The 23,527-nt window shown below is 61.1% G+C and carries 32 protein-coding genes and 2 pseudogenes; 22 read left to right on the top strand and 12 right to left on the bottom strand.

The window, feature by feature from the left end; translation table 11 throughout:
- A pseudogene (locus tag I2E26_RS05150) lies at positions 1 to 236 on the top strand (aminoglycoside phosphotransferase APH(3')); the annotation flags it as partial.
- 129 nt (positions 237 to 365) lie between these two features.
- Here the strand turns inward: I2E26_RS05150 and I2E26_RS09150 are convergent.
- Positions 366 to 857, bottom strand: a pseudogene (locus I2E26_RS09150) (transposase); the annotation flags it as partial.
- 303 nt (positions 858 to 1,160) lie between these two features.
- On the opposite strand from I2E26_RS09150, the gene I2E26_RS05165 reads away from it, so the two are divergent.
- The 6 genes from I2E26_RS05165 to I2E26_RS09220 all read left to right on the top strand — a co-directional run bounded on the left by I2E26_RS05165 (position 1,161) and on the right by I2E26_RS09220 (position 3,693).
- Complete coding sequence (locus tag I2E26_RS05165) at positions 1,161 to 1,346, top strand: LuxR C-terminal-related transcriptional regulator (protein ID WP_229056429.1); 186 nt, start codon at positions 1,161 to 1,163, stop codon at positions 1,344 to 1,346.
- 193 nt (positions 1,347 to 1,539) lie between these two features.
- Entirely contained in the window at positions 1,540 to 1,803 is a 264-nt protein-coding gene (locus tag I2E26_RS05170; protein WP_195419869.1) for a type II toxin-antitoxin system Phd/YefM family antitoxin, read from the top strand.
- Between the two features lie 2 nt (positions 1,804 to 1,805).
- Entirely contained in the window at positions 1,806 to 2,117 is a 312-nt protein-coding gene (locus tag I2E26_RS05175) for a type II toxin-antitoxin system RelE/ParE family toxin (RefSeq protein WP_195419870.1), read from the top strand.
- 305 nt (positions 2,118 to 2,422) lie between these two features.
- Positions 2,423 to 2,833 carry a helix-turn-helix domain-containing protein gene (locus tag I2E26_RS05180; protein WP_229056430.1) on the top strand — a complete coding sequence of 137 codons (411 nt, stop codon included), beginning with the start codon at positions 2,423 to 2,425 and terminating at the stop codon, positions 2,831 to 2,833.
- 155 nt (positions 2,834 to 2,988) lie between these two features.
- On the top strand, positions 2,989 to 3,243 hold the full coding sequence (locus I2E26_RS05185) for a DUF4160 domain-containing protein (RefSeq protein ID WP_195419872.1): 255 nt from the start codon (positions 2,989 to 2,991) through the stop codon (positions 3,241 to 3,243).
- A gap of 9 nt (positions 3,244 to 3,252) precedes the next feature.
- On the top strand, positions 3,253 to 3,693 hold the full coding sequence (locus tag I2E26_RS09220) for a DUF2442 domain-containing protein (RefSeq protein ID WP_370551449.1): 441 nt from the start codon (positions 3,253 to 3,255) through the stop codon (positions 3,691 to 3,693).
- A 128-nt stretch (positions 3,694 to 3,821) separates the two neighbouring features.
- Here I2E26_RS09220 and I2E26_RS05195 read toward each other — a convergent pair whose 3' ends face one another.
- Entirely contained in the window at positions 3,822 to 4,940 is a 1,119-nt protein-coding gene (locus I2E26_RS05195; RefSeq protein WP_195419874.1) for a 5-methyltetrahydropteroyltriglutamate--homocysteine S-methyltransferase, read from the bottom strand.
- A gap of 146 nt (positions 4,941 to 5,086) precedes the next feature.
- Entirely contained in the window at positions 5,087 to 5,986 is a 900-nt protein-coding gene (locus I2E26_RS05200) for a LysR family transcriptional regulator (protein ID WP_195419875.1), read from the bottom strand.
- Between the two features lie 512 nt (positions 5,987 to 6,498).
- On the opposite strand from I2E26_RS05200, the gene I2E26_RS05205 reads away from it, so the two are divergent.
- Genes I2E26_RS05205 through I2E26_RS05210 form a run of 3 tightly spaced genes read left to right on the top strand, consistent with a single transcriptional unit; the run spans position 6,499 to position 7,208 of the window.
- A complete protein-coding gene (locus I2E26_RS05205) occupies positions 6,499 to 6,669 on the top strand; it encodes a DUF4160 domain-containing protein (RefSeq protein WP_229056431.1) in 171 nt (56 codons plus the stop codon).
- Complete coding sequence (locus I2E26_RS09225; RefSeq protein WP_370551450.1) at positions 6,627 to 6,752, top strand: DUF4160 domain-containing protein; 126 nt, start codon at positions 6,627 to 6,629, stop codon at positions 6,750 to 6,752. The genes I2E26_RS05205 and I2E26_RS09225 overlap by 43 nt, the downstream gene beginning before the upstream one ends.
- A 9-nt stretch (positions 6,753 to 6,761) precedes the next feature.
- On the top strand, positions 6,762 to 7,208 hold the full coding sequence (locus tag I2E26_RS05210) for a helix-turn-helix domain-containing protein (protein ID WP_195419876.1): 447 nt from the start codon (positions 6,762 to 6,764) through the stop codon (positions 7,206 to 7,208).
- 42 nt (positions 7,209 to 7,250) lie between these two features.
- On the opposite strand, the gene I2E26_RS05215 is transcribed toward I2E26_RS05210, so the two are convergent.
- The 8 genes from I2E26_RS05215 to I2E26_RS05250 form a co-directional block, all read right to left on the bottom strand.
- On the bottom strand, positions 7,251 to 8,174 hold the full coding sequence (locus I2E26_RS05215) for a hypothetical protein (RefSeq protein WP_195419877.1): 924 nt from the start codon (positions 8,172 to 8,174) through the stop codon (positions 7,251 to 7,253).
- Positions 8,171 to 8,854 carry a hypothetical protein gene (locus I2E26_RS05220; protein ID WP_229056432.1) on the bottom strand — a complete coding sequence of 228 codons (684 nt, stop codon included), beginning with the start codon at positions 8,852 to 8,854 and terminating at the stop codon, positions 8,171 to 8,173. Before I2E26_RS05220 ends, I2E26_RS05215 begins: the two co-directional genes overlap by 4 nt.
- Before the next feature lie 199 nt (positions 8,855 to 9,053).
- The gene (locus I2E26_RS05225) at positions 9,054 to 9,866 is read right to left on the bottom strand and encodes an ABC transporter ATP-binding protein (protein WP_195419879.1); all 813 of its coding nucleotides are present in this window, start codon (positions 9,864 to 9,866) and stop codon (positions 9,054 to 9,056) included.
- A 115-nt stretch (positions 9,867 to 9,981) separates the two neighbouring features.
- Positions 9,982 to 10,941 carry a DUF4097 family beta strand repeat-containing protein gene (locus I2E26_RS05230; RefSeq protein ID WP_195419880.1) on the bottom strand — a complete coding sequence of 320 codons (960 nt, stop codon included), beginning with the start codon at positions 10,939 to 10,941 and terminating at the stop codon, positions 9,982 to 9,984.
- Positions 10,934 to 11,641 carry a DUF1700 domain-containing protein gene (locus I2E26_RS05235; protein ID WP_229056433.1) on the bottom strand — a complete coding sequence of 236 codons (708 nt, stop codon included), beginning with the start codon at positions 11,639 to 11,641 and terminating at the stop codon, positions 10,934 to 10,936. Before I2E26_RS05235 ends, I2E26_RS05230 begins: the two co-directional genes overlap by 8 nt.
- Positions 11,638 to 11,952, bottom strand: coding sequence for a PadR family transcriptional regulator (locus I2E26_RS05240; RefSeq protein WP_195419881.1), 315 nt, complete (start codon positions 11,950 to 11,952; stop codon positions 11,638 to 11,640). Before I2E26_RS05240 ends, I2E26_RS05235 begins: the two co-directional genes overlap by 4 nt.
- Before the next feature lie 234 nt (positions 11,953 to 12,186).
- Complete coding sequence (locus tag I2E26_RS05245) at positions 12,187 to 13,371, bottom strand: DUF4179 domain-containing protein (RefSeq protein WP_195419882.1); 1,185 nt, start codon at positions 13,369 to 13,371, stop codon at positions 12,187 to 12,189.
- On the bottom strand, positions 13,355 to 13,951 hold the full coding sequence (locus I2E26_RS05250) for an RNA polymerase sigma factor (protein WP_195419883.1): 597 nt from the start codon (positions 13,949 to 13,951) through the stop codon (positions 13,355 to 13,357). The genes I2E26_RS05245 and I2E26_RS05250 overlap by 17 nt, the downstream gene beginning before the upstream one ends.
- A gap of 878 nt (positions 13,952 to 14,829) precedes the next feature.
- Between I2E26_RS05250 and I2E26_RS05255 the strand changes: the two genes are divergently transcribed.
- The 6 genes from I2E26_RS05255 to I2E26_RS05280 all read left to right on the top strand — a co-directional run bounded on the left by I2E26_RS05255 (position 14,830) and on the right by I2E26_RS05280 (position 18,693).
- The gene (locus I2E26_RS05255) at positions 14,830 to 15,657 is read left to right on the top strand and encodes a hypothetical protein (protein WP_195419884.1); all 828 of its coding nucleotides are present in this window, start codon (positions 14,830 to 14,832) and stop codon (positions 15,655 to 15,657) included.
- A gap of 10 nt (positions 15,658 to 15,667) precedes the next feature.
- Positions 15,668 to 15,994 (top strand): hypothetical protein, encoded by a 327-nt coding sequence (locus I2E26_RS05260; RefSeq protein ID WP_195419885.1) that lies wholly within the window; start codon positions 15,668 to 15,670, stop codon positions 15,992 to 15,994.
- 23 nt (positions 15,995 to 16,017) lie between these two features.
- Positions 16,018 to 16,356, top strand: coding sequence for a hypothetical protein (locus I2E26_RS05265; RefSeq protein WP_195419886.1), 339 nt, complete (start codon positions 16,018 to 16,020; stop codon positions 16,354 to 16,356).
- Between the two features lie 97 nt (positions 16,357 to 16,453).
- Complete coding sequence (locus I2E26_RS05270) at positions 16,454 to 17,359, top strand: hypothetical protein (protein ID WP_229056434.1); 906 nt, start codon at positions 16,454 to 16,456, stop codon at positions 17,357 to 17,359.
- Positions 17,356 to 17,829, top strand: coding sequence for a hypothetical protein (locus I2E26_RS05275; protein WP_195419887.1), 474 nt, complete (start codon positions 17,356 to 17,358; stop codon positions 17,827 to 17,829). Before I2E26_RS05270 ends, I2E26_RS05275 begins: the two co-directional genes overlap by 4 nt.
- An 87-nt stretch (positions 17,830 to 17,916) precedes the next feature.
- Positions 17,917 to 18,693 (top strand): class I SAM-dependent methyltransferase, encoded by a 777-nt coding sequence (locus tag I2E26_RS05280; protein ID WP_195419888.1) that lies wholly within the window; start codon positions 17,917 to 17,919, stop codon positions 18,691 to 18,693.
- A gap of 191 nt (positions 18,694 to 18,884) precedes the next feature.
- Here I2E26_RS05280 and I2E26_RS05285 read toward each other — a convergent pair whose 3' ends face one another.
- Positions 18,885 to 19,319, bottom strand: a complete 435-nt coding sequence (locus I2E26_RS05285; RefSeq protein WP_195419889.1) for a hypothetical protein — start codon at positions 19,317 to 19,319, stop codon at positions 18,885 to 18,887.
- 187 nt (positions 19,320 to 19,506) lie between these two features.
- Between I2E26_RS05285 and I2E26_RS05290 the strand changes: the two genes are divergently transcribed.
- The 6 genes from I2E26_RS05290 (at position 19,507) to I2E26_RS05315 (ending at position 22,878) form a co-directional block, all read left to right on the top strand.
- Entirely contained in the window at positions 19,507 to 20,139 is a 633-nt protein-coding gene (locus tag I2E26_RS05290) for a GyrI-like domain-containing protein (protein WP_195419890.1), read from the top strand.
- A 77-nt stretch (positions 20,140 to 20,216) separates the two neighbouring features.
- Positions 20,217 to 20,483: a type II toxin-antitoxin system Phd/YefM family antitoxin gene (locus tag I2E26_RS05295; RefSeq protein ID WP_195419891.1), complete on the top strand. Its 267-nt coding sequence runs from the start codon at positions 20,217 to 20,219 to the stop codon at positions 20,481 to 20,483.
- Positions 20,473 to 20,778, top strand: coding sequence for a type II toxin-antitoxin system RelE/ParE family toxin (locus I2E26_RS05300; protein ID WP_195419892.1), 306 nt, complete (start codon positions 20,473 to 20,475; stop codon positions 20,776 to 20,778). Before I2E26_RS05295 ends, I2E26_RS05300 begins: the two co-directional genes overlap by 11 nt.
- A gap of 198 nt (positions 20,779 to 20,976) precedes the next feature.
- Positions 20,977 to 21,234: a hypothetical protein gene (locus I2E26_RS05305; protein WP_195419893.1), complete on the top strand. Its 258-nt coding sequence runs from the start codon at positions 20,977 to 20,979 to the stop codon at positions 21,232 to 21,234.
- Positions 21,235 to 21,299: 65 nt separating this feature from the next.
- Positions 21,300 to 21,986, top strand: a complete 687-nt coding sequence (locus I2E26_RS05310) for a response regulator transcription factor (protein ID WP_195419894.1) — start codon at positions 21,300 to 21,302, stop codon at positions 21,984 to 21,986.
- Positions 21,973 to 22,878 carry a histidine kinase dimerization/phospho-acceptor domain-containing protein gene (locus I2E26_RS05315; protein WP_195419895.1) on the top strand — a complete coding sequence of 302 codons (906 nt, stop codon included), beginning with the start codon at positions 21,973 to 21,975 and terminating at the stop codon, positions 22,876 to 22,878. Before I2E26_RS05310 ends, I2E26_RS05315 begins: the two co-directional genes overlap by 14 nt.
- Positions 22,879 to 23,527: the final 649 nt, after the last annotated feature.

The following is a 23,527-nucleotide window of genomic DNA, read 5'->3' on the forward strand; positions in this document are numbered from 1 at the left end:
AATATTGTGATTTTATATACTTACTTGAAGATAGTGAAGAAGAAATAGGAACAAATTTTGGAGAAGATATATTAAGAATGTATGGAAATATAGATATTGAGAAAGCAAAAGAATATCAAGATATAGTTGAAGAATATTATCCTATTGAAACTATTGTTTATGGAATTAAAAATATTAAACAGGAATTTATCGAAAATGGTAGAAAAGAAATTTATAAAAGGACTTATAAAGATTGATTATATAATATATGAAAAGCTATTATAAAAGACATTAGTATTAAATAGTTTAAAAAAATGAAAAATAATAAAGGAAGTGAGTCAAGTCCAGACTCCTGTGTAAAATGCTATACAATGTTTTTACCATTTCTACTTATCAAAATTGATGTATTTTCTTGAAGAATAAATCCATTCATCATGTAGGTCCATAAGAACGGCTCCAATTAAGCGATTGGCTGATGTTTGATTGGGGAAGATGCGAATAATCTTTTCTCTTCTGCGTACTTCTTGATTCAGTCGTTCAATTAGATTGGTACTCTTTAGTCGATTGTGGGAATTTCCTTGGGTGGGCGTGAAGTGCGCGACCGCTTGCACATTCGCGCCCATGAGCGACAGCGGCACCCACGCCCCGCCCAAAAACGACATGACCATGCCGCCCAGGTTGGCGATCGCGTTGAGTGCCTCCTCCCTAAAGCCGCATTGCGCGAGCGTGTAGGCGAGCGAGAGCGGGACGAGTGCGAACGCGCAAAGCGACGCGATGGCGAGCGCCACCTGCGCGCCTGCGCTCGGAAGCAGTGCGCCTGCCCCGGAGGCGCCGATGCCGACGAGTGCGACCCATGCGCACACGCCGAGCGCCAGCACCGCGCGCATGGTGGTCGCGCCGTGTGTTTCTGGGGCGGAGCTTGCGTGTGCGGGCGCTCTGTCTGCGTTGGCGGGGCTGCTGTCGTGGCGGACAAGCATGCTGCTTGCCCAGCGCGACTTGCGGCATCGGACCCGCGATGAGTTTCGCGCGCACGAGCTGTTCGGTGCGGAGGGATCGAGCGGTGTCGTGGCGGCGGATGGCTGTTCTGAGCCTAGCGCGGATGCGGTATCCGAGTGCGCCGTAGCTGACGTGGATGTTGCCGCGCGCTCGCCCGAAGGGCGCTGTCGTCCGCCTTTTCGGAGTTGACCGAGCGCGAATATGAGGTGGTGCGCTTGGTTGCCGAGGGTCTGGACAACCATGAGATCTCCGCCGCCGCGTTCATCAGCGAAGGCACGGTGCGCAATCGAATCAGTTCCGTTCTTCAAAAGACCGGGCACAAAAATCGCACCCAGCTTGCCGTCGCCTGGTGGCAAGCACGCGAGCGATAGCAGAATCGATCGCCCGATGGCTCGTGTGGCCCATCCATGCCGGTCGGATCAAACATGATTTCAATGGCGTCGTTGAGCACGGGTGCCCTAGTTGAGCGGGTGCCGATTCAAATGGAGCTGAACGAGTTGGCTCATCCTTCTGCTGATATACTAAAGAAGTTCTTACTCAATTTAGGAAGAATAGAGGTATATCATGCCGAAGATTATTTCTAGCTCGACGTTGCGCAATGGATACAACGAGGTATCGGCATGGTGCCGTGAAAAGCAGGAGCCCGTTTTTGTGACCAAGAACGGTGCTGGCGATCTTGCGGTCATGGACATCGAGTCGTATGAGCAGCTCATGGCGCGCCTCGATTTGCTGAAAAGCCTGGCGGAGGGTCATCGCGACGTACTTGAGGGACGAACTCACCCTGCACGTGAGGGTGTTTCGCGCTTGCGTGAAGAGTTTGGCTTATAGCCGTGTTCACCGTGGTGGAGGCGGATGCGGCAATGGAGGATATGCGAGAAACGCTTGCGTATCTGAAGTACCGCACGGGTGGCAAGCAGGCCGGTGCCAGATTGCTCGATGCGTACGAGAGACTTATCGGGGTACTTGAGGCGACCCCTTTCGCATATCCGCTTGCGGTCGATCCCATTGTCTCGTCTTTGGGGTATCGCTGGGCTCTCATCAGGTCTTACATCGTTTTGTATACCGTGAACGAGAGCGAGCGCGTTGTTGCCATTGAGCGCATTGAACATGAATCGAGAAATTGGCGCGCGTTACTTGGGTGACGTTTTGGCGAACGTGGTTTTGTGGGTGTGCGCGAAGGGGGTATTTTGCGTCTCGTGCGTTTCGATCCTTCCCGGAAAGCCATGCAAACCGCAGCCGCTCTTCAAAGGGGTGCCCTTGCAACGGTGTGTGGCGCATATGCAACGACATGTTGCGGAAATTGACGTGCCCAATTGGTGGTGTGCAACCGCAGGCGCGCAGATAGTTGATGCTGCGGGTCAGCCGGAATCGGTGCGAGCCGGCCGCTCAGGCTCCGATGCTGACGTGCCGCTATCATAGCTCCATAACTACCAAGGAGGCATTTGTCATGGACGACACCATGGATGAGGCAACGAAGTTTGCGGACCGTCTGTTCGACTTGCGTCGTAAGGCGGGGTATTCGCAGGAGCAGCTCGCGGACCTGCTGGGCGTGTCCCGGCAGGCGATCTCGAAGTGGGAGGGCGCTCAGGGGCGTCCCGAGGTCGACAACGTGGTCAAGCTGTCGCAAATCTACCGAGTGAGTACCGATTATATTCTTACGGGGTCCGCAAGCGTGCCCTCGGCGTGCGAGACGTCACCGACTCCCTCGCCGCGCGAGCTGTCGCGCGAATACCGCTTTGCCCTCAGCGCCCTCATGGTCATCGCGGGGACGGCGCTCGTGTTCGTGCTGGTGGTCTCGATCTTGGCCATTCTTTCGATGGTGCTTACCGGCGGTGCGGGCATCCCGGGATGGAAGTAGCGGATACGCGGTCGTTCGCACGGGGCGATGCGCCCATCCGGGTTTTGCTGTGAGGCAATAGGTGTATTAGCTCGTAAAGGTCGTGGTTCGATGTGAGAGATATCACGATATCGTGATATCATAGGTAAAACTGTTTCAGAGTTAGGAGGACGCTCATGCCAGTGCTGGCACGGTTTTACGGCATAGTAATTCGCATGTACTTTTTGGGATCGGAGCACAATCCTCCGCATATCCATGCCATTTATGGGGAAGACACAGCCGCCTTTGACATCAGATCTGGCGAAATAATAGACGGTCATCTTCCGAAGCGCGCTGCCTCATTGGTGAAAGAGTGGATGACGTTGCACAAGGATGAGCTTATTGAAATGTGGGAGACCCAAGAATTCAAGAAGCTCGATTCACTTGAATAGGAGGTGCCTGTGTTTCACAAAGTGAAAGAAGTTGTTCCTTTGCAGGACATGAGGCTATGTGTGCGTTTTGCAAATGGATCGACAAAGGAATATGACGCAGAGAAGCTTGCCGCTCGATTTCCTCAGTTTGCCGCTTTGGAAGATGAGCGCCTCTTTGAGGAAGTGCAAGTTGATGTCGGTGGCTATGGCATCGTTTGGAACGACGATCTCGACCTTTCTTGCGATGAGCTTTGGAAAAACGGTGTCGACGTGAAGACGCCTTTTGACGGACTCATGGCGTTTTCCGATGCAAGTGAGCTTTGGGGCCTGAGCGAGTCTGCCCTGCGTAAGGCTGTGGCATATGGAAAGATAGAAGCGGGGATTGACGCACGTAAATTTGGTAAGCAGTGGGTTGTGACCCAAGAGGCAATGAGGCGAGAGTACGGTAATCCGGTCGAGGTGCTCCGGTAATTTCGATATGTCGTTATCGCAAGGCGGAGCTTTGGCTTCTGTTGGTTTAAGCAGGGTGGCTCAACGATCGGAGCCACCCTGCTCAACTTTGCAAAGCTTCTAAGGTCGCTGAGCAACGAGCGACGCAGCTAGGCCCCCCAGACCTCCTCGGCGATGCTGCGCACGAGCGCGATCTTGGCCCACTGCTCGTCCTCGGTGAGCTTGTTGCCGATCTCGCAGCTGGCAAAGCCGCACTGCGGGGAGAGGCAGAGGTCCTCGAGCGGGACGAAGCGCGCGGCCTCGTGGATGCGCGCGATCACGGCGTCGCGGTCCTCCAACTCAGGGCGCTTGGTGGTCACCAGTCCGAGGACGACCTTCTTGCCCGGCGCCACGTGCGCGAGCGGCTCGAAGCCGCCGGAGCGCTCGTCGTCGAACTCCAGGTAGAAGGCGTCGACGTTCTCGCGCGCGAACAGGATGGGGGCCACCAGGTCGTACGGGCCACTCGAGGCGTGGGTGGAGTGATAGTTGCCGCGGCACACGTGCGTGGTGATGGCCATGTCGGCGGGACGCCCATCGAGCGCGAGGTTGTTCACGCGCAGGTACTTCTCGGCCTCGGCCTCGGGCGTGGAGCCGGCGGCGCGGATGCCCGCCTGGAAGTGCTCGTCAACGAGCGCGCCCCAGGTGCAGTCATCGAGCTGCAGATTGCGGCAGCCCGCGGCGTAAAGTTCGGCGATCACGGTGCGGTACGCGGCGCCGATATCCTCGAGCAGCTCGTCCTCGTTCGGGTAGAAGCTGCGCGTGCGCTCGGCCGCCGCCTCGTCACGGTAAAGTTCGAGCAGGAGCTGGGCGGGGGCGGGGATGGTCTGCTTGGCCGTGTGCCCCGGCTCCTCGAGCGCCTGCACGAACTTGAAATGCTCGACGAAGGGATGGTTCTCGCCGGAGATCTTGCCGGTGAGGACGGCCGAGCCGTGCGTGGTCTCCTCGCCCACGAAGAAATAGCCGTGGTCGAGCTCCACGTGCTCAATTCCGCCGAGTCCCCACATGAAGTCGAGGTGCCAGTAGGAGCGGCGGAACTCTCCGTCGGTGAGCAGCGGCAGGCCGGCGGCCTTCTGCTTGGAGACGAGCTCGGCGATGCAGGCGTCCTCGACGCGGGCGAGCCCGGCGTCGTCGAGCGTCCCCGCGGCGTGTGCGGCTCGGGCCTCCTTGAGCGCCTCCGGGCGCAGGAAGCTACCGACGACGTCGAATCGGGTGGGTGCGATGGCGGCCATGATGGGTTCCTTTCGATAGATGCGATATCTGATGAAAGGAGTATGCGGGACGCGCATCCGATTGGGAAATACTTAAAACAATCTAATATCGATAGGAAAAACCTATGGAGATAGGTGGGTAACGAAGGCTTTCGATCCCATGGTCATCACGGGATATGAGTCCGGATAGCCTCGACGAACGCCTTCCCATAGCGGGAGAGGTGGGTGTCGCGCCGCGTGACGATGCCGACTTCCATGCGGTCGTCGACCTCGAGTGGGACGGCGATGATGTCCTCGCCGTTGAGCTCGTGCGAGATCACACCCGAGCACACCGTGTAACCATCGAGGCCTATGAGCAGGTTGAACAGGGTCGCGCGGTCGCGCACGCGAATGTTCTTGGAACGGCCGAGCGTGGACAACGGTTCCTCGGAGAAGTAGAACGAGTTGAAATCCCCCTGCTCGTAGGAGAGGTACGGATAGCCTGCAAGATCCTCGAGCGTGACCGAGGCACGTTCCGACAGGGGATGGGTCGAGGAGAGGAACACGTGCGCGGCGCATGAGAACAAGGGCTTGAATTCGAGATCCTCGGCGCGCAGCATGCGGCCGATCACGTCGCGATTGGCATCAGATAGGTAAATCACGCCGAGTTCGCTCTTCATATGGGCGACGTCCTCGATGATCTCGTGCGTCTGCTCCTCGCGCAGGGTGAACTCGTAGCGCGCGGCGTCGTATGCGCGGATCACGTCGACGAAGGCATTCACAGCGAACGAGTAGTGCTGGCAGGAGACAGCGAAGCGGGGCACGGGTTCGGTGTCGCGTTTGTAGCGCTCCTCGAGCAGGTCCGCCTGTTCGAGCACTTGACGGGCATAGCCGAGGAACGTCTGGCCCTCGGTGGTGGTCACCATGCCCTTGCTCGTCCGATCGAACACCGTGATGCCCATCTCGCGTTCCAAATCGCGCACGGCGGCGGTCACGCTCGGTTGCGATACGAAAAGCCGCCGCGCCGCCTCGGTGACGCTGCCGCACGAGGCCACCTCGACGATGTATCTGAGTTGTTGGAGTTTCATGGGTTGCCTCTCATCGATGGTGGGGTGCACCGGTCTCGAGAGCACTTTACAGCTCTTTAATCAAATTTCATACTGAAGGGGGCTCACATGGTTAAACAAACAGCTGGTCGGGACGCTCTGGTTTTACGGGCGCATGGACGTCGCGCTGATGGGTCGCCGCACCTTCGCCGAGGTCGTGTGCGCGCGCTAAGTCCTGGCGCTGTTCCCGGTCGGTATCATGAGCGACATAATTGCGCTCAAAATCTTCCAAAAAGCCGACGCGCGTGATGCCGGCTTGCGTTTGATGAAGACGGGCAAGGGCAAATCGCCTCGTCTTGGCGCCATCCTCGCCACCTCAATTTAGGGACAGTCCCTAAATTGAGGTGGAGGTCAGCCTCATTTCAAGGTGTTAAGGCCGCATGATTTTTGTGCTTACATCATCTTTTGCTGTGATTTTATTGGCACGGGAGAGCGCTGTAGTATATCACGATACCGTGATATACTACAGTTAACCTAGCTTTAGGAGGTCAAACATGCCTGTGCTTGCGCGCTTTTACGGCATCGTCATCCGCATGTATTTCCTCGGCGCCGAGCATAACCCTACGCATATTCATGCTATTTACGAGACGATACCGCTGCGTTCGATATTCGGACTGGCGAGATGCTCGACGGCAATCTTCCGCCCCGCGCCGCGGCACTCGTGAGGGAATGGATGTCTTTGCATGCGGAAGAGCTTTTGCGCATGTGGGAAACCCAGGAGTTTAATAAGATTGATTCCTTGGAGTAGGAGGCTGCGATGTTTCACAAGGTGAAGGAAGTTTTTCCGTTACCGGACATGAGGCTTTGCGTGCGCTTTGCGAACGGCTCTACGAAGCAGTACAACGTCGGCAGTCTGATGGACCGCCTTCCCATGTTTGAGGCGCTGAAAGATGCTCATCTATTTGAGGACGTCCAGGTTGATGTGGGCGGCTATGGTGTTGTCTGGAATGACGAACTTGACCTTTCATGCGATGAGCTTTGGGATCACGGCATTGAAGTTCAGACTCCTTTCGACGGTCTGATGTCCTTCTCGGATGCGAGCGAGCTTTGGGGCTTGAGCGAATCGGCTCTTCGTAAGGCGGTTGCATACGGCAAAATCATCCCTAGTGTCGATGTCCGTAAATTCGGCAAGCAGTGGGTCGTGACGCGAGATGCCATGTATCGCGAGTACGGTGACCCCGAAAAAACACAGCCCGCTGCATAGCGAGTACTCAACTTACATGGGTATTTTGGCGGGATGCTGATACTACCGCTGCATGTGCGAATAGAGGGCAACTGCGATGACGCCGGTGATTCCCGAAAAGACGAGCGCCGGCAGGACGAGTGTATGCAGGGCGGTTGCACTGCTTATGTGCATCCAGAGCCCGGCGTGAATCGGCAATATCATCGTTGGGAACGAGAGTTGCGCCACGCAGGCGGCGATGAAGCCGACCGCCATGATCCCGAACGCCGCAGCGCGGTTGGGGATGAGGCGGTACAGCGCGAGCGCGCAGGCGATGAATGATTCGTTGACGGTCAAGGCGAGTGCAAGTCGGGGCGCGAGCGACGCGAGGACTGCCCCGAGGAGGTTCGCCTGCCCTACCCGCAGGCTCAGCGCGATTGCAATCGCGACGACGGTGGCGGCGTAGAGGACCTGTACGGGAAGTGATGCGGTGAGAAGGTCGCCAACTGCCAGTCGCCAAGGCGATGTGCCGCGCGCCAGCGAGACCGCTCGGGCGTCCGTCGCATAGAGGGCCCCGCAAAGGCGTCCGCATACCGCCAGCGTAGTGAACGGCAGGAAAGCCGTTCCGGCAAGTGCCGAGCACGTAAGCGCCTCGACAGCCGCTGCCTCGGCATTCATGGTCCAATATGCGGGGTCGGGCGCAAAACCGATACCCGAATCCTCGGTGAGGGCGAACATCCACGAGCCGCTGCCGGCGAACAGAAAGACGAGGCATGTAATCGCAGTTCCGGCGAGTGCCAGAAGCCCAAGATGAGCTCGCACGCCCACAAGGAGCGACGTCGTCGTAACGCGGGGGTGCTGGGCGGGGGCGCGTCGCGGGCCGGTGGGTTTGGGGACCGAGTTGCCCCGCGCCCCGGCGGCTTTGGCGAGCGCGTTGCGATCGGGAGAGGCGCCATGATTGAGGAACGCGAGATTCCGTGCGGACGGGCATTGCTTTTCGTAATTCATCGACACGCCTCCTGGCAATTGCAAATCGCATACGTAAGTACCGAGGCGATGACACAAGTGCCTGCGCCTGCAGCCGCGCCCGCCACAAGCGAAGCCTCGGATATGTTGAGCGAGCATGTGTGCATGAGCCAGACAGTGGGGCTCATCCAAGCAGCCATCGGCGCGTTTCCCGCGATGTACGCCCTTGGGTATGCAAGCAGCGGGCCGATGTTGAGCAGCAGGGACAGGAAGAGCGCGAGAAGGGGCATTCTGCAGACGGCGGCAATGAGGGCGGACATCGTGTGAATTGCGCATAGGAGCAGGCAGCTCGACAACATCGTTCCAGCCGCCAACCCCCATGCGGCTTCGGTGAGTGGCACGCCGTGCGCCAAGGTCTTGATCACGAAGGCGGCGATGTGTGACAGCAGATACGCGATTGCGAACAACGTCGTCTGCGGCACGGCTTGCCCGAGTACCGTGGCGCCTCCCGGTATGCCTTTCGCCTGTGAGAGCTGGGCCGTCGGCTCGGCGGCGCCCACCCCGACAACGGTGATGCCCATGATTGCAGCCGCCGGAATCCATGCGATTGTGTAGACGAGCGACGCGCGGAGGACGGATTCCGCCACGTGACCAGGGACGATGACATCGCCGACGAATCCGATGGTGGTCCCTACGGCCGCATTCGGGTCTCCCGCCACCATGAAGAGCGGTCCGTTGTCGGGGTTTAAGATGGTTGCGATGCAGGCTATCAGGGCGAGAGCGGTAAGGGGAATCAACCGCTCGATGCGGCAGGCGAGGAAGAACCCGCCGGTAAGAGATCGCTTAATCGCCGACGGGGCTCCCGAGTGCTTCTTTGTCGAGCATCCCAAGTGCCGCTTGCGGGGATGCGCGCATGGGGCGTCACCGGACATCACGATCATCTCCCGATGTCGAGATGGGTTTCGAGGGGTGTCTGAGGTGCTGCGGGGCCGCCTCGCCGCGACATGGCTTGTTGTGATGGCCCATCATGATGCGCGCATAGAGCTTCTCCAGATTGCCGCCGCTCAACCGATCGACATCGCCTGCGGTCAGCTCTGCCATGAGCTTGCCACCGCTTAGGATGACGTAATCGGTCGCCGTCTGATGAAGCTCGGCGAGGTTGTGGCTCGATATAAGCACCGTGGTACCGCGCTCGACGTTGAGTCGCTTGATGAGTTCGCGGATCTCGATGGTGCCGAGCGGATCGAGCCCGTTGGTCGGCTCGTCGAGCACGAGCATGCGCGGCTGCCCTAAAAGGGCGATGCCTAAGTCGAGGCGTTTGCGCATGCCCAGGGAGAAGCTGCGGGCACGCTTGTTACCTGCATCCGCAAGCCCGATCATATCGAGGATGCGCGGAATCTGTCGCTGGTCCAGCCCCCATTCGAGACAGCGCGCCTTGAGGTTGTCGGCAGCGCTGAGCAGCGGATAGCTCGCGCTCGAATCCGGGACGTAGCCGATGTTCGACCGCGCGTTCCGCAGGCCAGCTGACCCCCGTTGTCCTATGAGCTCCACGGTGCCGCTCGTCGGCTTGCTCAAGCCCATGACGATGCGAATGAGCGTCGATTTCCCCGCGCCGTTCTCGCCGATGAGGCCATAGATGCGCCCTTCTTCGAGCGAGAGGTCGATGGGGCCCAAAACGGTGTTCGAACGGTAGCGTTTAGTGATGCCAACAAGGCGCAGTGCCGCGTGCGACATGGGTGCCTCCAATGGGACGCGTTTGGATTGGGTTGTATTTCGCCGCCGCCCTCACCACCTCAATTTAGGGACAGCCCCTCAATTGAGGCACCTAAATTGAGGTGAGGGGTGATTCCTAGTTCGAGGCGAAGTTGATCTGGATGTCGCCCAGGCTGCTGGTGACGCCGATGGTGCGCGCCGCATCGTCGGCACCCCGCGGTGCCACGATGTCTCCCTGGGTGGTGTGGGCATCGATATGATAGGAGTTCTCTGCCCCCAGATATGACAGGTAGACGTCCCCGTTCGCACTCTCAATCCGACTCGCGGTGATGTCGAGCCTCTGCGCCGAGATGTCCCCGTTCACGGATTCACACAGCAAGTCATCCTGCAGCGCCATGTCCACCAGCATGATGTCGCCGTTTTCGTTTACGATCTGGGCCTTGCGCGCCGCAGCACCTCCAAGCGAGATGTCGCCGTTGAAGTTGGTCGCGAGGACCGCCTCGGTTTCGACGCCGGAGAGCAGGGTGTCGCCGTTCTCGTTTATCGCGTCGAGCTTGGCGGCGGAGACATTCTTCGCCACGACGTCCCCGTTACTGTTGGAAGCTCGCAGCCCGGCGAGCCCGTGCACGTTAGTCGCAACGACATCGCCCGAATCGGAGTGCACCTCGATCTCACCGGTGAACGAGGCTGGCACGCGCACCACGGTCGTAGTGTCGTCGACGCCGCCGGCCTCAGCAGGGGAGAGGTCGATCATGACGCCCTCCATGGGCTGCGAGTCTACGTCGATTTTGAGCACGCCGTCCGTGTCCTCGACGGAGACGCTCTGGCAGTTTCCCGTCCAGTACTCGAGCACTATGGCATCGCCGTCGGCGGGTTCGAGGAGGACGTTCTCGAATTCTGACGTGATGACGATGCTCTTGTGCGGCGAGGTTGCTTCGTCCTCGAGCGCGCTCACCGTTTGATGCCAGTCGTAGTTCACGGTGGACAAGCGGGCTGTATCGAATCCGGCTACCGCCCACGCGCCGCACGAGAGCACGGTGCCGGTCCCGATGAGCGCCGCGGCGGTGATGAGCATGATTTTGGGTGCCTTACGCATTGTGGGCGCCTCCTTCCGGGAGGGTGTCGTGGCCGTTTAGGGAACCGCTGTCGTCGCGAGGAACGTTCGGCGTGCGATTGCCCACGCCTGCTTCAGTGCAGGCGGGTTCTGTGCCGCTCACGCGCACGAACAGGCTCGCGATCCAGCGCGCGAAGGTACGCGTTGCCTGGAAGAGCAGCTTGCTGGCCCAGAAGACGGCGAAGGAGGCGACGAGCCCGAATCCGCTCGACACGAGCGAGAGGCCGAGGACAAACACGCCGGGCAGGGGCATGCCGCCGCCCAGGGTCGAGGCGAGCGCCGCCAGTCCGGCGAATGGCATGAGGACGAGGATCGCGTCGACCGCCCACAGCGAGGCGATCACGGCCCATATCGCGACGTAGACGGCGAGTGCGGCCGCCGCGAGCGCGAGCACGATGGGCACCCAGATGGGGGAGAACACGGCGAGCAGCACGATGTTGAGGGTGCGGCTGCCGGTGTTGGCCCGCGCGATGGCGCGCGGGATGGGCGGGGTCTCCGCGGCGATCTGCGCCGCGATCTCGTCGATCGGGCCCAGGTCGGCCACCGCCTCGGCCTCGGATATGCCGTCTTCCATGCGGTCGCTGATGGCCTCGTCGTAGAACGCGAGCGCCTGCTCCACCTCTGCATGCGGCAGCTTGCCCAGCGCCCGCTCCAGCTCGGAGAGGAATTCCTGCTTGGTCATCGTTGTGCACCTCGCTTTACAAAGTCATAGATCGACATGATGTCCGCCTGCTCGGATAGGAACTCGGCGATGCGTTCCTCGCCGGTCGGCGTGATCCGGTAGTACTTTCGCAGTCGCCCGTTGTGCTCCACGGAGTAGGCGGTCAGGCACTCGGCCTTCTCGAGGCGCTTGAGCAGCGGGTAGAGCGTGGACTCGGTGAGGCCCAGGATGTCGGGTACGTCCTTAACGATCTGGTAGCCGTAGGAGTCCCGTCCCCGGAGCGACGCGAGCACGCATATCTCGAGGAAGCCGCGCTTCATCTGAGCATCCATGATACCTCCCTTCGACCGATACTATACGGCGCATAGTATAAGGCGTCAACAACCTTGTTTGCTAAATATAGGGACAGTTCCTTTTCTGAGATTTGGGACTGCGGACGTGCCCGGAGTCCCGTCCCCAAACTGGGACGGCAGAACGCAGCAGAAGAAGCCGCGCCCGGCTCCCGCAAGGAGTGCCTGGCGCGGCTTCGTTGTGCGCGTTGCTATGGAGGCCCGCGCGCGACGCGTCTACTTGATGGGGACCGTCAGGTCGCCGACGGTAACGCTGACGATGTCATCGATTTCGTGGATCTGGTCGAAGAGGCAGGTCTTCTGGACGACGGTCTTGCCGTTCTCCTGCCAGGAGCCGTAGCCGCTGCCGATCTCCTCGGTGGTGCCATCGGCGAAGGTCACGCTGAAGCTGCCGTACCCCGCGCGGTCTTCGGAATTCGTCTCGCGGCCCGTGGGCTTCGACGGGCCGTCCACGGCATCGACCGTGTAGGTGATGCTCGCGCCGAGCGGGGAGATGGCGAGCTCTTCTACGACGGCGTCGTTGCCGTTGATGCTGAAGTGCTGGCCGGTCGGCAGGTCGACGGAGAGGTCCTCGTAGTCCACCTTGAAGGACATGTGCCAATCGCCCGTGGCTATCGTGGTCTCGCCGATCTCGCGCGCGCCGTCGGCGCTTGGGATGAAGCCGATCTTGGTGGCGTCGAAACGAAGGGTCTCGCCGACGAGCGAGCGGTTTGCGCCGTTGAGGGCTTCCATCTCCACGTATTTGATCGCGTTGTCGCCGGGATCCTGATCATAGGTGAACGACGACCCGTATCCCCCGGTGATGCCGAGTCGGAGGGCGGCCAGGTGGTCCAGGGCGGTGGAGCCGTCGATCGCGAGGTCGACCTTATCGCCGTCCAGCCCCGCCGGCATCTCGAACGCGGTCCCGTCCTCTTTCTCGATGGTGTAGACCACCGCGTAGGCGTGGCGCATGCCGATGATGGCGTCGGCCGTGATGGTGATGCCGTTGCTCGTGCAGCTCGCGCCGATCGGACGGCCGATGCGGTCGATGAGCTCGGTCTGCGCGGGACCGGCGCCGAAGACGGCGGCGAGGGAGTCCGCAGCGCGCGCGAGCGCGCCCGTGGCGTAGGCGGTGCCGCCGCCGATGGTGAGCGGGGTGGCGATGCCGAGGGCCGCGGCGATGCGATGCACCCCGCTGCGACGGGCCTTGGGGCGGCGCGCACGCGCGGGCACGCCATGCGCGGAGCCGGCGTCGTGCAGCTCCAGGATCTTGCCCGTTCCGGTCTCGCACACTCCCGCTTCTGGAGCGCTGCCGCTCGCTGTCTCGGCGAGTCGTTGCGCCATGCGCGCCTTCTGGTCGGGGGAGAAGGAGAGCCGGTCAAGATCGGATCGATAGGAAGTGGGATCAAAAGTCGAGCTCATGTCGAACTCCTTCCAGGGCGGGGCGAAGCTTGGAGCGGCCGCGGCTGAGTCGCGTCGCCACGGCGGATTCGGATGCGTGCACGACGGCGGCTATCTGCTTGATGGAATAGCCCTCGTAGTAGTGGAGGTAGATGGCCTCGCGGTATTCCAGTGGCAGTGCCATGACGAGTTCCAGCACGCTTGCGGCGCGAAGCTCGAGATCGCGCTCGGTGGCTCGCGGCGGCGCGGCGGGCTCGGCGATCTCGTCGAGCGCGACGGTGCCGCGTCCCGACTGGCGCCTGAGGAGGTCCTTCGCCGCGTTGATGGCGACGCGGATGATCCAGGCGCGCTCGTGTTCCGGCGATTCGAAGCTCCCGGTACGGTCGAGGGCCTTGAGGAGGACGTCTTGGCAGATGTCCTCGGCGTCGTGCGTGCTGCGCAGGTAGGTGTAGCTCACGCGCAGGATCGTGTCTGCGTATGCCTCGACGAGCCGATTGGCTTCCGACTCTATCGAAGCGCGCGCTGCGACCCGCGATGCGCCGCGCGAAGGGGCATTTCCGCCGCCCGCCCGGCGCGCTGCGGATGCAATCCAAGCTCCCATGTCCTCACCTCGCTTTCTTGAGTGGTTACGGTGCGCGAGGGACCGGTTTGCGATATCTCCCTCTGTCAACAATACGTGAGTGCGACGGATAGTTGGCATAATTGGTTGAGGGAGCTATATCGGCTGCGCCCTCTGCGCACGGAGAGGAACTGATATGGACGAGGATGCGACCATCTCGAGGGGCCGGCTCGCCCGCCGGCTGGCGCTTGCGTGCAGAATCGCCGCAATGTCGTCCCTCCTGCTATGCGTGCCTCCCTTGCGCGGGATGGCGGGCTCGGTGGTGCTCGTTGCGTCTCCGGTATCCGTCTGCTCAGATTGGTGCCTGTCCCTTTTCTGAGAGGGTATAGCGCGGTGGCGGCATGCGCTCTTTGTATTTGGATTGCCCCGCGTTCGCATCCTTGATTGATTGTTGATAGTGTCCGTGTTCGCCTGCGCGTTGCGCACTGTTCGGGGCTTGCAACGGCGATGCTCGTGTCTCTAGCCCCCGAAGTGAGTGGAAAAATTCTATGGGTCGTGTAGAACCCCAAAATGGAGTGGATTTTCACGTCGTTCTACCAGTTGAGCGCTGCACTATGATGGAGTATACTTTCCGACCTTTATTTTTCCACTCACTTCGGGGGTCAGGACTGTGCAGCCCCGCATGTCGGCCCGCGCCATGGCACGTTTTCCACTCACTTCGGGGGCGAGACGCCCATCCAGGCCGCTTCGCATTGCAAAATACGAGAATCCCCCCGGATCAAAACGGACCCATCCCCGATCTGGACGCCACGCGTTTACCGAACAGAAGCTGTGGGTTGCCCGCGACCTGTGCTAGATTCGTCTGAATCATCTGCCCGGCGCGGGGTCGGGTTGCTGTGAATCCAAGGCGAGGTATCCGAATGGCACATATCACCACCACCGAGAACCGAAAGCAGGCGCCCCTCCTCATCGTGGGCTGCGTATTCCTGTTCGCCGGATTCGGCGCGCTGGTCTACAGCCGGTTCGCCACGAGCGTGGGGGTCGTGGGCCTGTATAACCGGGCATCCCTCGGCATCGGCTTCATCCTGTTCGGCATCTCCATGGCCATCTTCACGCCCTGCCTGTACCTGCAGACCATCCACAAGAAGCACGTGGACCAACGTCAGCTCGCCCGCGAGCTGACCGGTATCGCGCTTGGTTTCTTCTGCTATGTGCTGCCTTTCCTCTTCGGTATGGGCGCGCTCTCATCGGCCGATACGACCGGTTTGTTCGGTATCGCCCTCACCGTCGCGTTTCTGGCGATCCCCTTCTTCTATCGCCGCCATCGCAAGAGGAACCCCATCTCCTACGCCCATACCGGGGCCGTCGCAATGGTGCTGTTCTGCGCCGTCATGGCGGGCATCGCGATAGTGGGCGGCTCGTTTTCAAGCAGCGAGGTGCTTGAAGACCTCGACGGCGGCTGGAAGCAGGAGCGCTTCGCTTTCTACGAGGCGAATATCAACAAGCCGAGCGGACGCGGCGCCCTGCTCACGCCCACTACGTTCGAGGTCGCGCTCTACAAGGACGGCTATTCGGTTAAGAATCGTACCGCAGACGCCCATCTGAGCGTGAATGCGTCCGATTGGCCCGCGGTGGCGCTCGTGCTCGATGAGCCTATGGCCGAGGTCCGCTGGTATCCCGAGACGCGCACGCTCGTGGGCGCGCGCGACGTGGACGGCCCGCTTGCCGCGGGCGATTCGCTCGAGTAGGGGGTGGGCGATGCCTGGCCCGATGCATGGGCGCCTGCGCGCGCCTCGTGTGGTCCGCCGCGGATCCGGCAACCTCTATAGCCCGGGTGGTTGCGGATGCGCCCTGCTCATGGCTCCGGTCATGGCGTTGGGCGTCGGCATCACCCTGGCGCTGCTCGGCATGGCCGTCATCGCAGTCGTCGGCCTCGTCGTCGCCATAGCGTTGACGGTGCGCGAGGTCGGTCGCGCGCGCTCCGGCCTTCCGGTCCGAACGGGATTCGTCGTCCTTATCGGTATCCTGTACCTCGCCTGCATCCCGTACCTCGTGGCGTTTGCGTTGTTCTGGTTCGTCGACTAACAGAGAGTCTGGAGGGGTTTGCCATGATCGGTTGGTGTATCGCGCGTATGGACGAGAGCGTGCGCCGCGGCATCATCGAGGGCCGCTATTCGGAGATGGAGCTGGAGGGTATCCGGTGCGGCCTGCAACGCCAGGTCGAGGAGCGCACGAAGGCGTCGGGCGCGATACTCGGGCTGTTTGCCGCCTTCGATGTGATGCTCGTTATGTCGAAGACGTCGCCTTTCGTGTTCGCCGCGATGCTGATCGTGGAGGGCCTGGCCCTCTATGCGGCGTGGTATCTGCAGGCAGGGCGTATGAAGCGCCAGTATAACGATGCGTTGAAGCGCGGCTATCCGGGCCTCGAGCGTTTGCGGCTCGGATAGGTGCTCGCGGCATCATGCGCTGAGTTACCGTGCGGTGATTCAGGCGATGCCGCTGATGCGGGATACGTTTCCTTCAACGATTATGGAGGTGGTTGCGATGGGCGAAAAGCCCGTACCGCCCGTTTTGACGCCCGAGACCGACGGGCCGCAAGGCGCGCCCGCGCCAGGGGAGGGCCGCTCGGCGTATGGCGGCATGAGCGCTCAGGAGACCGTGGACGCCTATCTCGGGCGGCTGCGCTCGATCAAGGTGCAATCCATCGCGCTTGTGATCGCGAACGTCGTCGCGATGATCTGGTTTATCGAGAAGGGGCACGTCGCCTTATATTTCTGCGGTTTCGCCCTCCTGTTCGCCATCGTGCTCATCTCGCGTGTGCGCATGGCGTCGCTGTTCGTCAAGCTGGGCGAGGTGGTCTCGCAAGATTGCGACCCTGCGCGCTACCGCGCCGTGCTCGACGTCCTCTCTGCGCGGGACCGCTTCGGCCGTTCCGCGAACACCATCGCCATCGAGCTCGCGTATTGCGATTACCTCGAGCTCGACAGCGCCGGCGCGCTGAGTCGGCTTGGGTCCGTCTCCTTCAAGCGCGCGGACAATCCAAGGTGGTTTCGCGTCATGCAGGTCGAGTTTCTGAGCCGTGTCGACACGGGCGAGCTCGACGGTGCGCGCGACACGCTGTCCAGGCTCTCGGCGCTCCGCATGAGCTTCAAGGAGGGTTCGCGCAACCGTGCCGTCATCGATTCCCAGATCGCCGACTTCACCGTCCTGGTTCGCCCGCCCGCCGAGCGCGACGCCGCCGACGCCGCCCGCATGCGCGAGCGCATGACGGCGGCTGATTACCACCAGCAGCGCGCGAACTGGCAGCTCTACCTTGCCGAGTACGAGCTGCAGCATGGATCGCCCGAGGAGGCGGCGCGCCTGGCGTCCGATGCCTCCCTCGAGCCGCTCACGCCCCGCATGGAGCGCCTGCGCGCCGAGGTCCTGTCAGGGCTGGAGGTGGGCGCATGATGGGATACGCCGTCTTCAGGCTCGCGATGCGATCGCTGGTCTTCCTTGTCGCGTTTGTCTTTTGCGTCTCGCACCTCGTGCGCAAAAGGGACTTCATCGACGCCGTCTTTCGGAGCCCGGACGAGGTGAGGAAGAGCTTCACCGGAAGGAACGACGTCTTGTTCCTGAGGGTCCTGAACATCGTCCCGATGGTCGTGGCGGTCGCCATGGCGGCCTTCCTCCTCGGCGCCCTCCTCGACGTGCCCCGGATCATGGGCGGGGATTATCTCAGGATCGAGGGCGTCGCGGTCGGCCGCGCGCACGGCGGGGCGGACGTTCCGAGCGAGCGCCGGGGCATCTCGGTGCGCGACGGCGAGACCGGCGAGGTCGTCGACCTCACGGTGTTCTCCGGCTACGTCGACGAGGGCGAGAGACTCACGGTTGAGTACCTTCCGCACACGGGTTACGTCGCGATCGTCGAGCGGGGCTGACGGATTCGAAGCAATTTTGACTACTGCGCATGGAGGGCGTCGATGCGTCGTGATCGATGCGGCGCCCCGAATTGAAAGGACCTTCCTGTGACGGACATAACCACAGAAACCTATGCTGACGTGAACGCCCGCGCCATCGATGGATGGAATGCGCAGGGTTGGGAGTGGGGCACGCCGCTGAGCCATGAGGAGTATCTCAAGGCGGAGCGGGGCGAATGGCGCATGCTGCTCACCCCCACCAAGCCCGTTCCGCCCGCATGGTATCCGAGCGACCTGTCCGGCCTGCGCGTACTCGGCCTCGCCAGCGGCGGGGGCCAGCAGATGCCCGTCTTCGCCGCTCTCGGCGCGCGGTGCACCGTGTTCGATTACACGCCCAGCCAGCTGGAATCCGAGCGCATGGTCGCCGAGCGCGAGGGATATGAGATCGAGGTCGTTCGAGGCGATATGTCAAAGCCGCTTCCCTTTGCGGACGGGGAGTTCGATCTCATCTTCCATCCCGTCTCGAACTGCTACATCGAAGAGGTCAAGCCGCTCTGGCGCGAGTGCCATCGCATCCTGAAGCCTGGTGGTCGCCTGTTGGCGGGCATGGACAACGGCTTCGGGTATGTGTTCGACTACCCCGAAGAGGAGCGGGCGGTGCACAGCCTGCCGTTCAACCCGTTGAGGAATCCCGACCACATGGCGGCGCTCGACCCCGTGGAGGACGGCATCCAGTTCTCGCATACGCTGGAGGAGCAGATTCGAGGCCAGCTGCAAGCCGGTTTCCAGCTGGTCGACTGCTACGAGGACACGTACGGCGAGGGCCGTCTGCACGACCTGAACATCCCGACCTTCTGGGCGACGTACGCCGTGAAGGGCGTCTGACGCCCCTACCGCCCATCTCGCCGTCCGACTGGATGGGGGAGAAAGATGACTACCTGGGTATCGAGGCGCTGTTCATCTATGACTCCGATCAGGGGGAATTCTGCTTTGACGGTCTGAACACGGATGCGATCTAGCGGTCGGGCGCTGGCCTGCACGGGGCGACGGCCGCATGGTGCATCACCGCAGCGTCATCAATAGCCCCAGTCGACGATCTTCCATGGGGCGTCTTGCGAAGGCCTGATGAGAATCCATTGCCAGTCTTCGTATCTGTCGTGCGGCGAGAGGCCCTCGTCAGCTGCCCGCCAGTCGGTCGTGAATTTGGACAGCACGACGATAAGGTCCCCTTTGCCTTTTTGCCCATGCTCGAGCATTTCGTCCAGATGGCGGGTTTCGACCTCGCTGTCATAGCGGACTTCTTCGAGTGTGCATCCCTCGAATTCCGAGGCGAACTCCGTCTCGATGGCATTGAACGCGGCGAGGATATCGGCTTCGGTATAGTGGTCCGTGGATTGCGCGATGCGCTCGACCGATTTCACGTTTCCACCGGAGGGACCGACGAGCGCCATCAGGATGCCAAGAGCGGCGAGAGCGCCCGCTATCGCGACGAGAGCCGTTTTCCTGTTCATTGTGCCCCCTTTGGATTGCCGGACTGATTCTTCGGGCCACCAGCCTTAAACGGTAGTCGACGTTGATGTGAATTGCAACGAGGCGAGACTCGCTTCGTTCTGGATTCCTCAATGCACGATGCCCATTTGACAAGAACACGTGTTCGATTATCATGGGGGGCACGGTTGTTTATGAGAGGGGATTGCGATGGCGTTCGACTACAAGAAGGAATTCAGGGAGCTCTATGTCCCGCCCAGGAAGCCGACGATCGTCGACGTCCCCGCGATGACGTTCATCACCGTCCGCGGTCACGGAGACCCCAACGAGGAGGGCGGGGCGTATAAGGACGCGCTCGAGGCGCTCTACGGCGTGGCGTACACCATCAAGATGTCCAAGAAGGGCGACCATCGCATCGAGGGCTATTTTGATTTTGTCGTGCCGCCTCTGGAGGGCTTTTGGTGGCAGGACGGCGTTCTGGGCGTGGATTATGCCCATAAGGAGGATTTCAGCTGGATCTCGGTTATCCGCGTGCCGGAGTTCGTGACACGCGAGGAATTCGAATGGGCCGTCGCGGAGGCTTCCGCCAAGAAGAAGCGGGACTTCTCGATGGTCGAGCTGCTCGTTATCGAGGAGGGACTGTGCGTCCAATGCCTGCATGTCGGGCCGTACGATGATGAGCCGGTGACCGTCGAGTTGATGCGTGCGTTCGCTGAGGAGCGGGGCTGTGTCGAGGATTTCTCCGACGAGCGCCTGCATCACGAGATCTATCTCAACGATGCCCGCCGCACCGCACCCGAGAAGCTCAAGACGGTGATCAGGCATCCGGTTCGCAGGGCGTAGATGGGCGACGTTGCTGGCCTTCGCCTCTCCCATCGATCAACGCGGTATAATTGGGCCACAATATGAAAGGGGTGTATATGGCTATCGCAGTTCCGGTTCGCGATATGAAGGACACCGCGGCTTTCACCGCACTCGTCAATCGGGAGCGTGATGTTACGGTGACGCGCAACGGGTACGAGGCCTTTCACTGCCTATCTGCAGAGGAGTGGGCTGCCCAGCGCGATGAGGTCGCGAAAGCGCGCCTGTTTTCTCGGATCTTGCTCGCGGAGCAGGAAATCGAGAGCGGCGAGACGGATGACTACGACGTCTTCGCGTCGGAGCTCAGGGCGGAATATGGGCTATAGGCTATCAATCACTCGTGAGGCGCAACGCGAATATCGCGATATCGTCTCCTACCTTGTCGATGTGTTAAAGAGCCCTCGGGCTGCTCGTCATTTCATGGCGGAGTTCGATGCCCAGGTAGAAAGCGTGCGGAATTATCCCGAAGCATTCAGTCTATGTCATCTGCCTGAGCTGGCTGCAAGGGGGTATCGGTCTGCCTCTGTGATGAGATACACGTTCCTTTATACGGTGCGCGCCGACGAAGTGATCATCGCCCATGTCTTTCATCAGTCGCAAGATTACGCTCGATTGGTGTAGCGCTTGGCGGACAGATCTTAGGTTCCCGGTGAAGGTCGCCGATGGTTGCGTGTGGCCGGGGTCCGTGCACGGTCACGTTGATTTGCGTACTAATCTCCAAGTGTAAAGCAATCCTAAAGCTTCGCCTTCTACCATGGGGCCATGGAGATCTCCGATCCTATCCGTGCGTCATGGACGCTGTAAGTTTGGAGGGTGAAGATGAAGAGTATGGGCAAGCTGGCGCTGGCGGCTGCGGGCTTGGCCGTGGCGGTGTTTGCGGCTCTCGGTATGCTCTCGCCTGCATTTGCCGTTGCCGATGAAGAGGCGCCTGGCGCCCGTGGAATCGTGATCGGTTTGGGCGAGGCGGCGCCGCGCTCCGATGGGGGCACGGAATTCGACGTTGTTCGCTGGGTCGAGGACGGCATCGAGGTGACGCCCGTGCCCGACGTGCGGGTATTCGCCGACGTCGCGGAATAGGTGCGACGGACCGTTGCGGCGGCGCGGGTCGAGGTGGTCCGCGCCGCCCTTGCAAAGGGGCTTATATGAGGCTTTTGCTGGTAGAGGATGCCCGGCTTATCCGGGAGCCGCTTTCCCGGGCGCTCGAGCTCGCCGGGTGGGAAGTGGAGACGGTGCCAGATGGCGAGGAGGCGCTCGCGCGCTTGGCCGTAGCGCCCGTGGATGCCGTGGTGCTCGACATCATGCTGCCCGGCAAGGATGGCCTCTCCGTTCTATCGGAGCTTCGCGCCTGCGGCGACGCCACGCCCGTCATCCTGCTCACGGCCCGCGGCGACGTGCGCGACCGCGTGCGCGGCCTGGACCTTGGTGCAGACGACTATCTGGCCAAGCCCTTCCATGTCGAGGAACTTCTCGCGCGGTTGCGCGCCGTCCTTAGGCGTCGCGGCATCACGGATCCGTCCACAGTGATCGAGGCGTTCGGCATGCTCTATGCGCCCGATTCCCGCGAGCTGAAATATGGTGGGGAATCTTGCGTTCTTACGCCCAAGGAGGGCCTGGTACTCGAGGCGTTGATGCGCCATGCGGGAACTCCGGTGCATCGGGAGCGAATCGCGTCGGCCGCGTGGGGCGCCGAGGGCGAGTCGAGCGCCGGCAGGATCGAGACGCAGGTCTCGCTGCTTCGTTCCAAAATCGTCGCCCTCGGGTTCCCGGTTTCAATTCGCGCCATTCGTGGGATCGGCTACGTGTTGGAGGCCAAGCATGAAGATGCCTAGGGACCTCGTGGCATTTCGCCGCCGCATCGTCGCGGTTTCCGCCGTCCTCATCGCCCTGTGCACTGTAGTGTGCATGACGCTGTTTGCGGTTCCGCTCGTGAGGGCGGATATGGCAGCGCGCAGGCACATGCTCGAGGAGCTCTCAAACCAGCCGTTCGACATTGAACGGGCCGCCTCGGGCATCGAGGCTGGCAGGACGTCAGGTTTGGTCGTTACCGGCCCCGACATTTCATGGTGCCGGGTCGCTGTGGGTGAGTCGGGCGAGGTGGTTGCGGTGGAACGCGGGGGAGCCGCGGTCGTCGATAGCCTCTCCGAAGGCGGCGCGACACAGCTCGTGCGTCTCCACGATGAGGATGGGAGCGAGCCTTTCACTTTTGACGGGCGCAACTGGATTGGCCTTTGGCAGCCCCTCGGTGCTCAGGATGGCGCCGTGACGGTCTCGAACGGAAGCGTTACGTCGGTGGAGGCCGCACCAACCGAGGTGCGTGTCTACACGTTTCTCGATGTAACGCCCCATGGCGAATTCGTCGTCTCGCTCGCCCTCCGTTGCGTCGCTTACGGGGCGGTCATCGTGTTGTGCGCTACGGTGGTGGCGGCTTTCGCGACAACACGGGCCCTCCGCCCCGTTATGGAGGCTCGCGAGCGCGAGAGGGGATTCGTTCTCTCCGCATCTCATGAGCTCAAGACCCCTTTGATGGCGATCACGAGCGCTTGCGACGTGCTTGAGGCTGAGGCGGCAATTCCCGATGCCGTGCGCGATAGCCTGTCGCTTGGCGTTGAGGCGGGTGGTACGGGTAGCTCCTCCCGTTGGATTGGTGTCATCCGTGAGGCATCGGACGAGATGGCTCGCAGCATCTCCGATATGCTCAGGAGCCTGGATGGGGGCGTTTGATGATATGGCAGGATGCGGCGCGCTGATGCAATAAAGACCGTCAGGGGGCTACTCTGCAAGTCTAACAAGAAAAAGGTGGCGACTTATCCAACTGGTAGGACGGATGAAGCGGCGCCGAGCTCGCGAGGCCCGACGCCGCCCAGAAACCCGCGGGTGGCGTGCAGGGGCGCCGGAAAGCGGGTATACTGGTAGCGACTAGGGAGGCGTACGCCCTCCTGGAGAGAAGTAGGTGGGGCAAAACCCGCACGAACAGCCGCTCCTGCCAGGGCGGCTGTTCCCTTAACTGGCGAGTTTCACCCCTTGGCCGTTAGAAAACGGCAAGATAAAGAAGCGCGATCGATAGAACGAGCACGGCAGCTGCGAGCAGCAACGCGGTGAACTTCGCCATGGGAACCCTCCTAACCCCCTGCAAGGACTCGGAGGGCACCGCCCATGTCGCTTGTTCAAGTGTAACAGACTATACGAACACGTGTTCTAGTATTCTGCTAAGGTGCGTCAGAAGCACTGTCCTCATCGTCCGGTATCAAAGCAGGACGCGTGACCCGTTGTTTTCAGGGGATCAAGGTCGCCGCGGAGTTACAATGATGCCCATCGAAGATAAAAACACAGTGCCCGTCGGGTAGTCGGGCCGTGGGCGAGCGCCCGCCAG

This window comes from Collinsella sp. D33t1_170424_A12, assembly GCF_015554865.1.
In the GTDB taxonomy this organism is placed as follows: domain Bacteria; phylum Actinomycetota; class Coriobacteriia; order Coriobacteriales; family Coriobacteriaceae; genus Collinsella.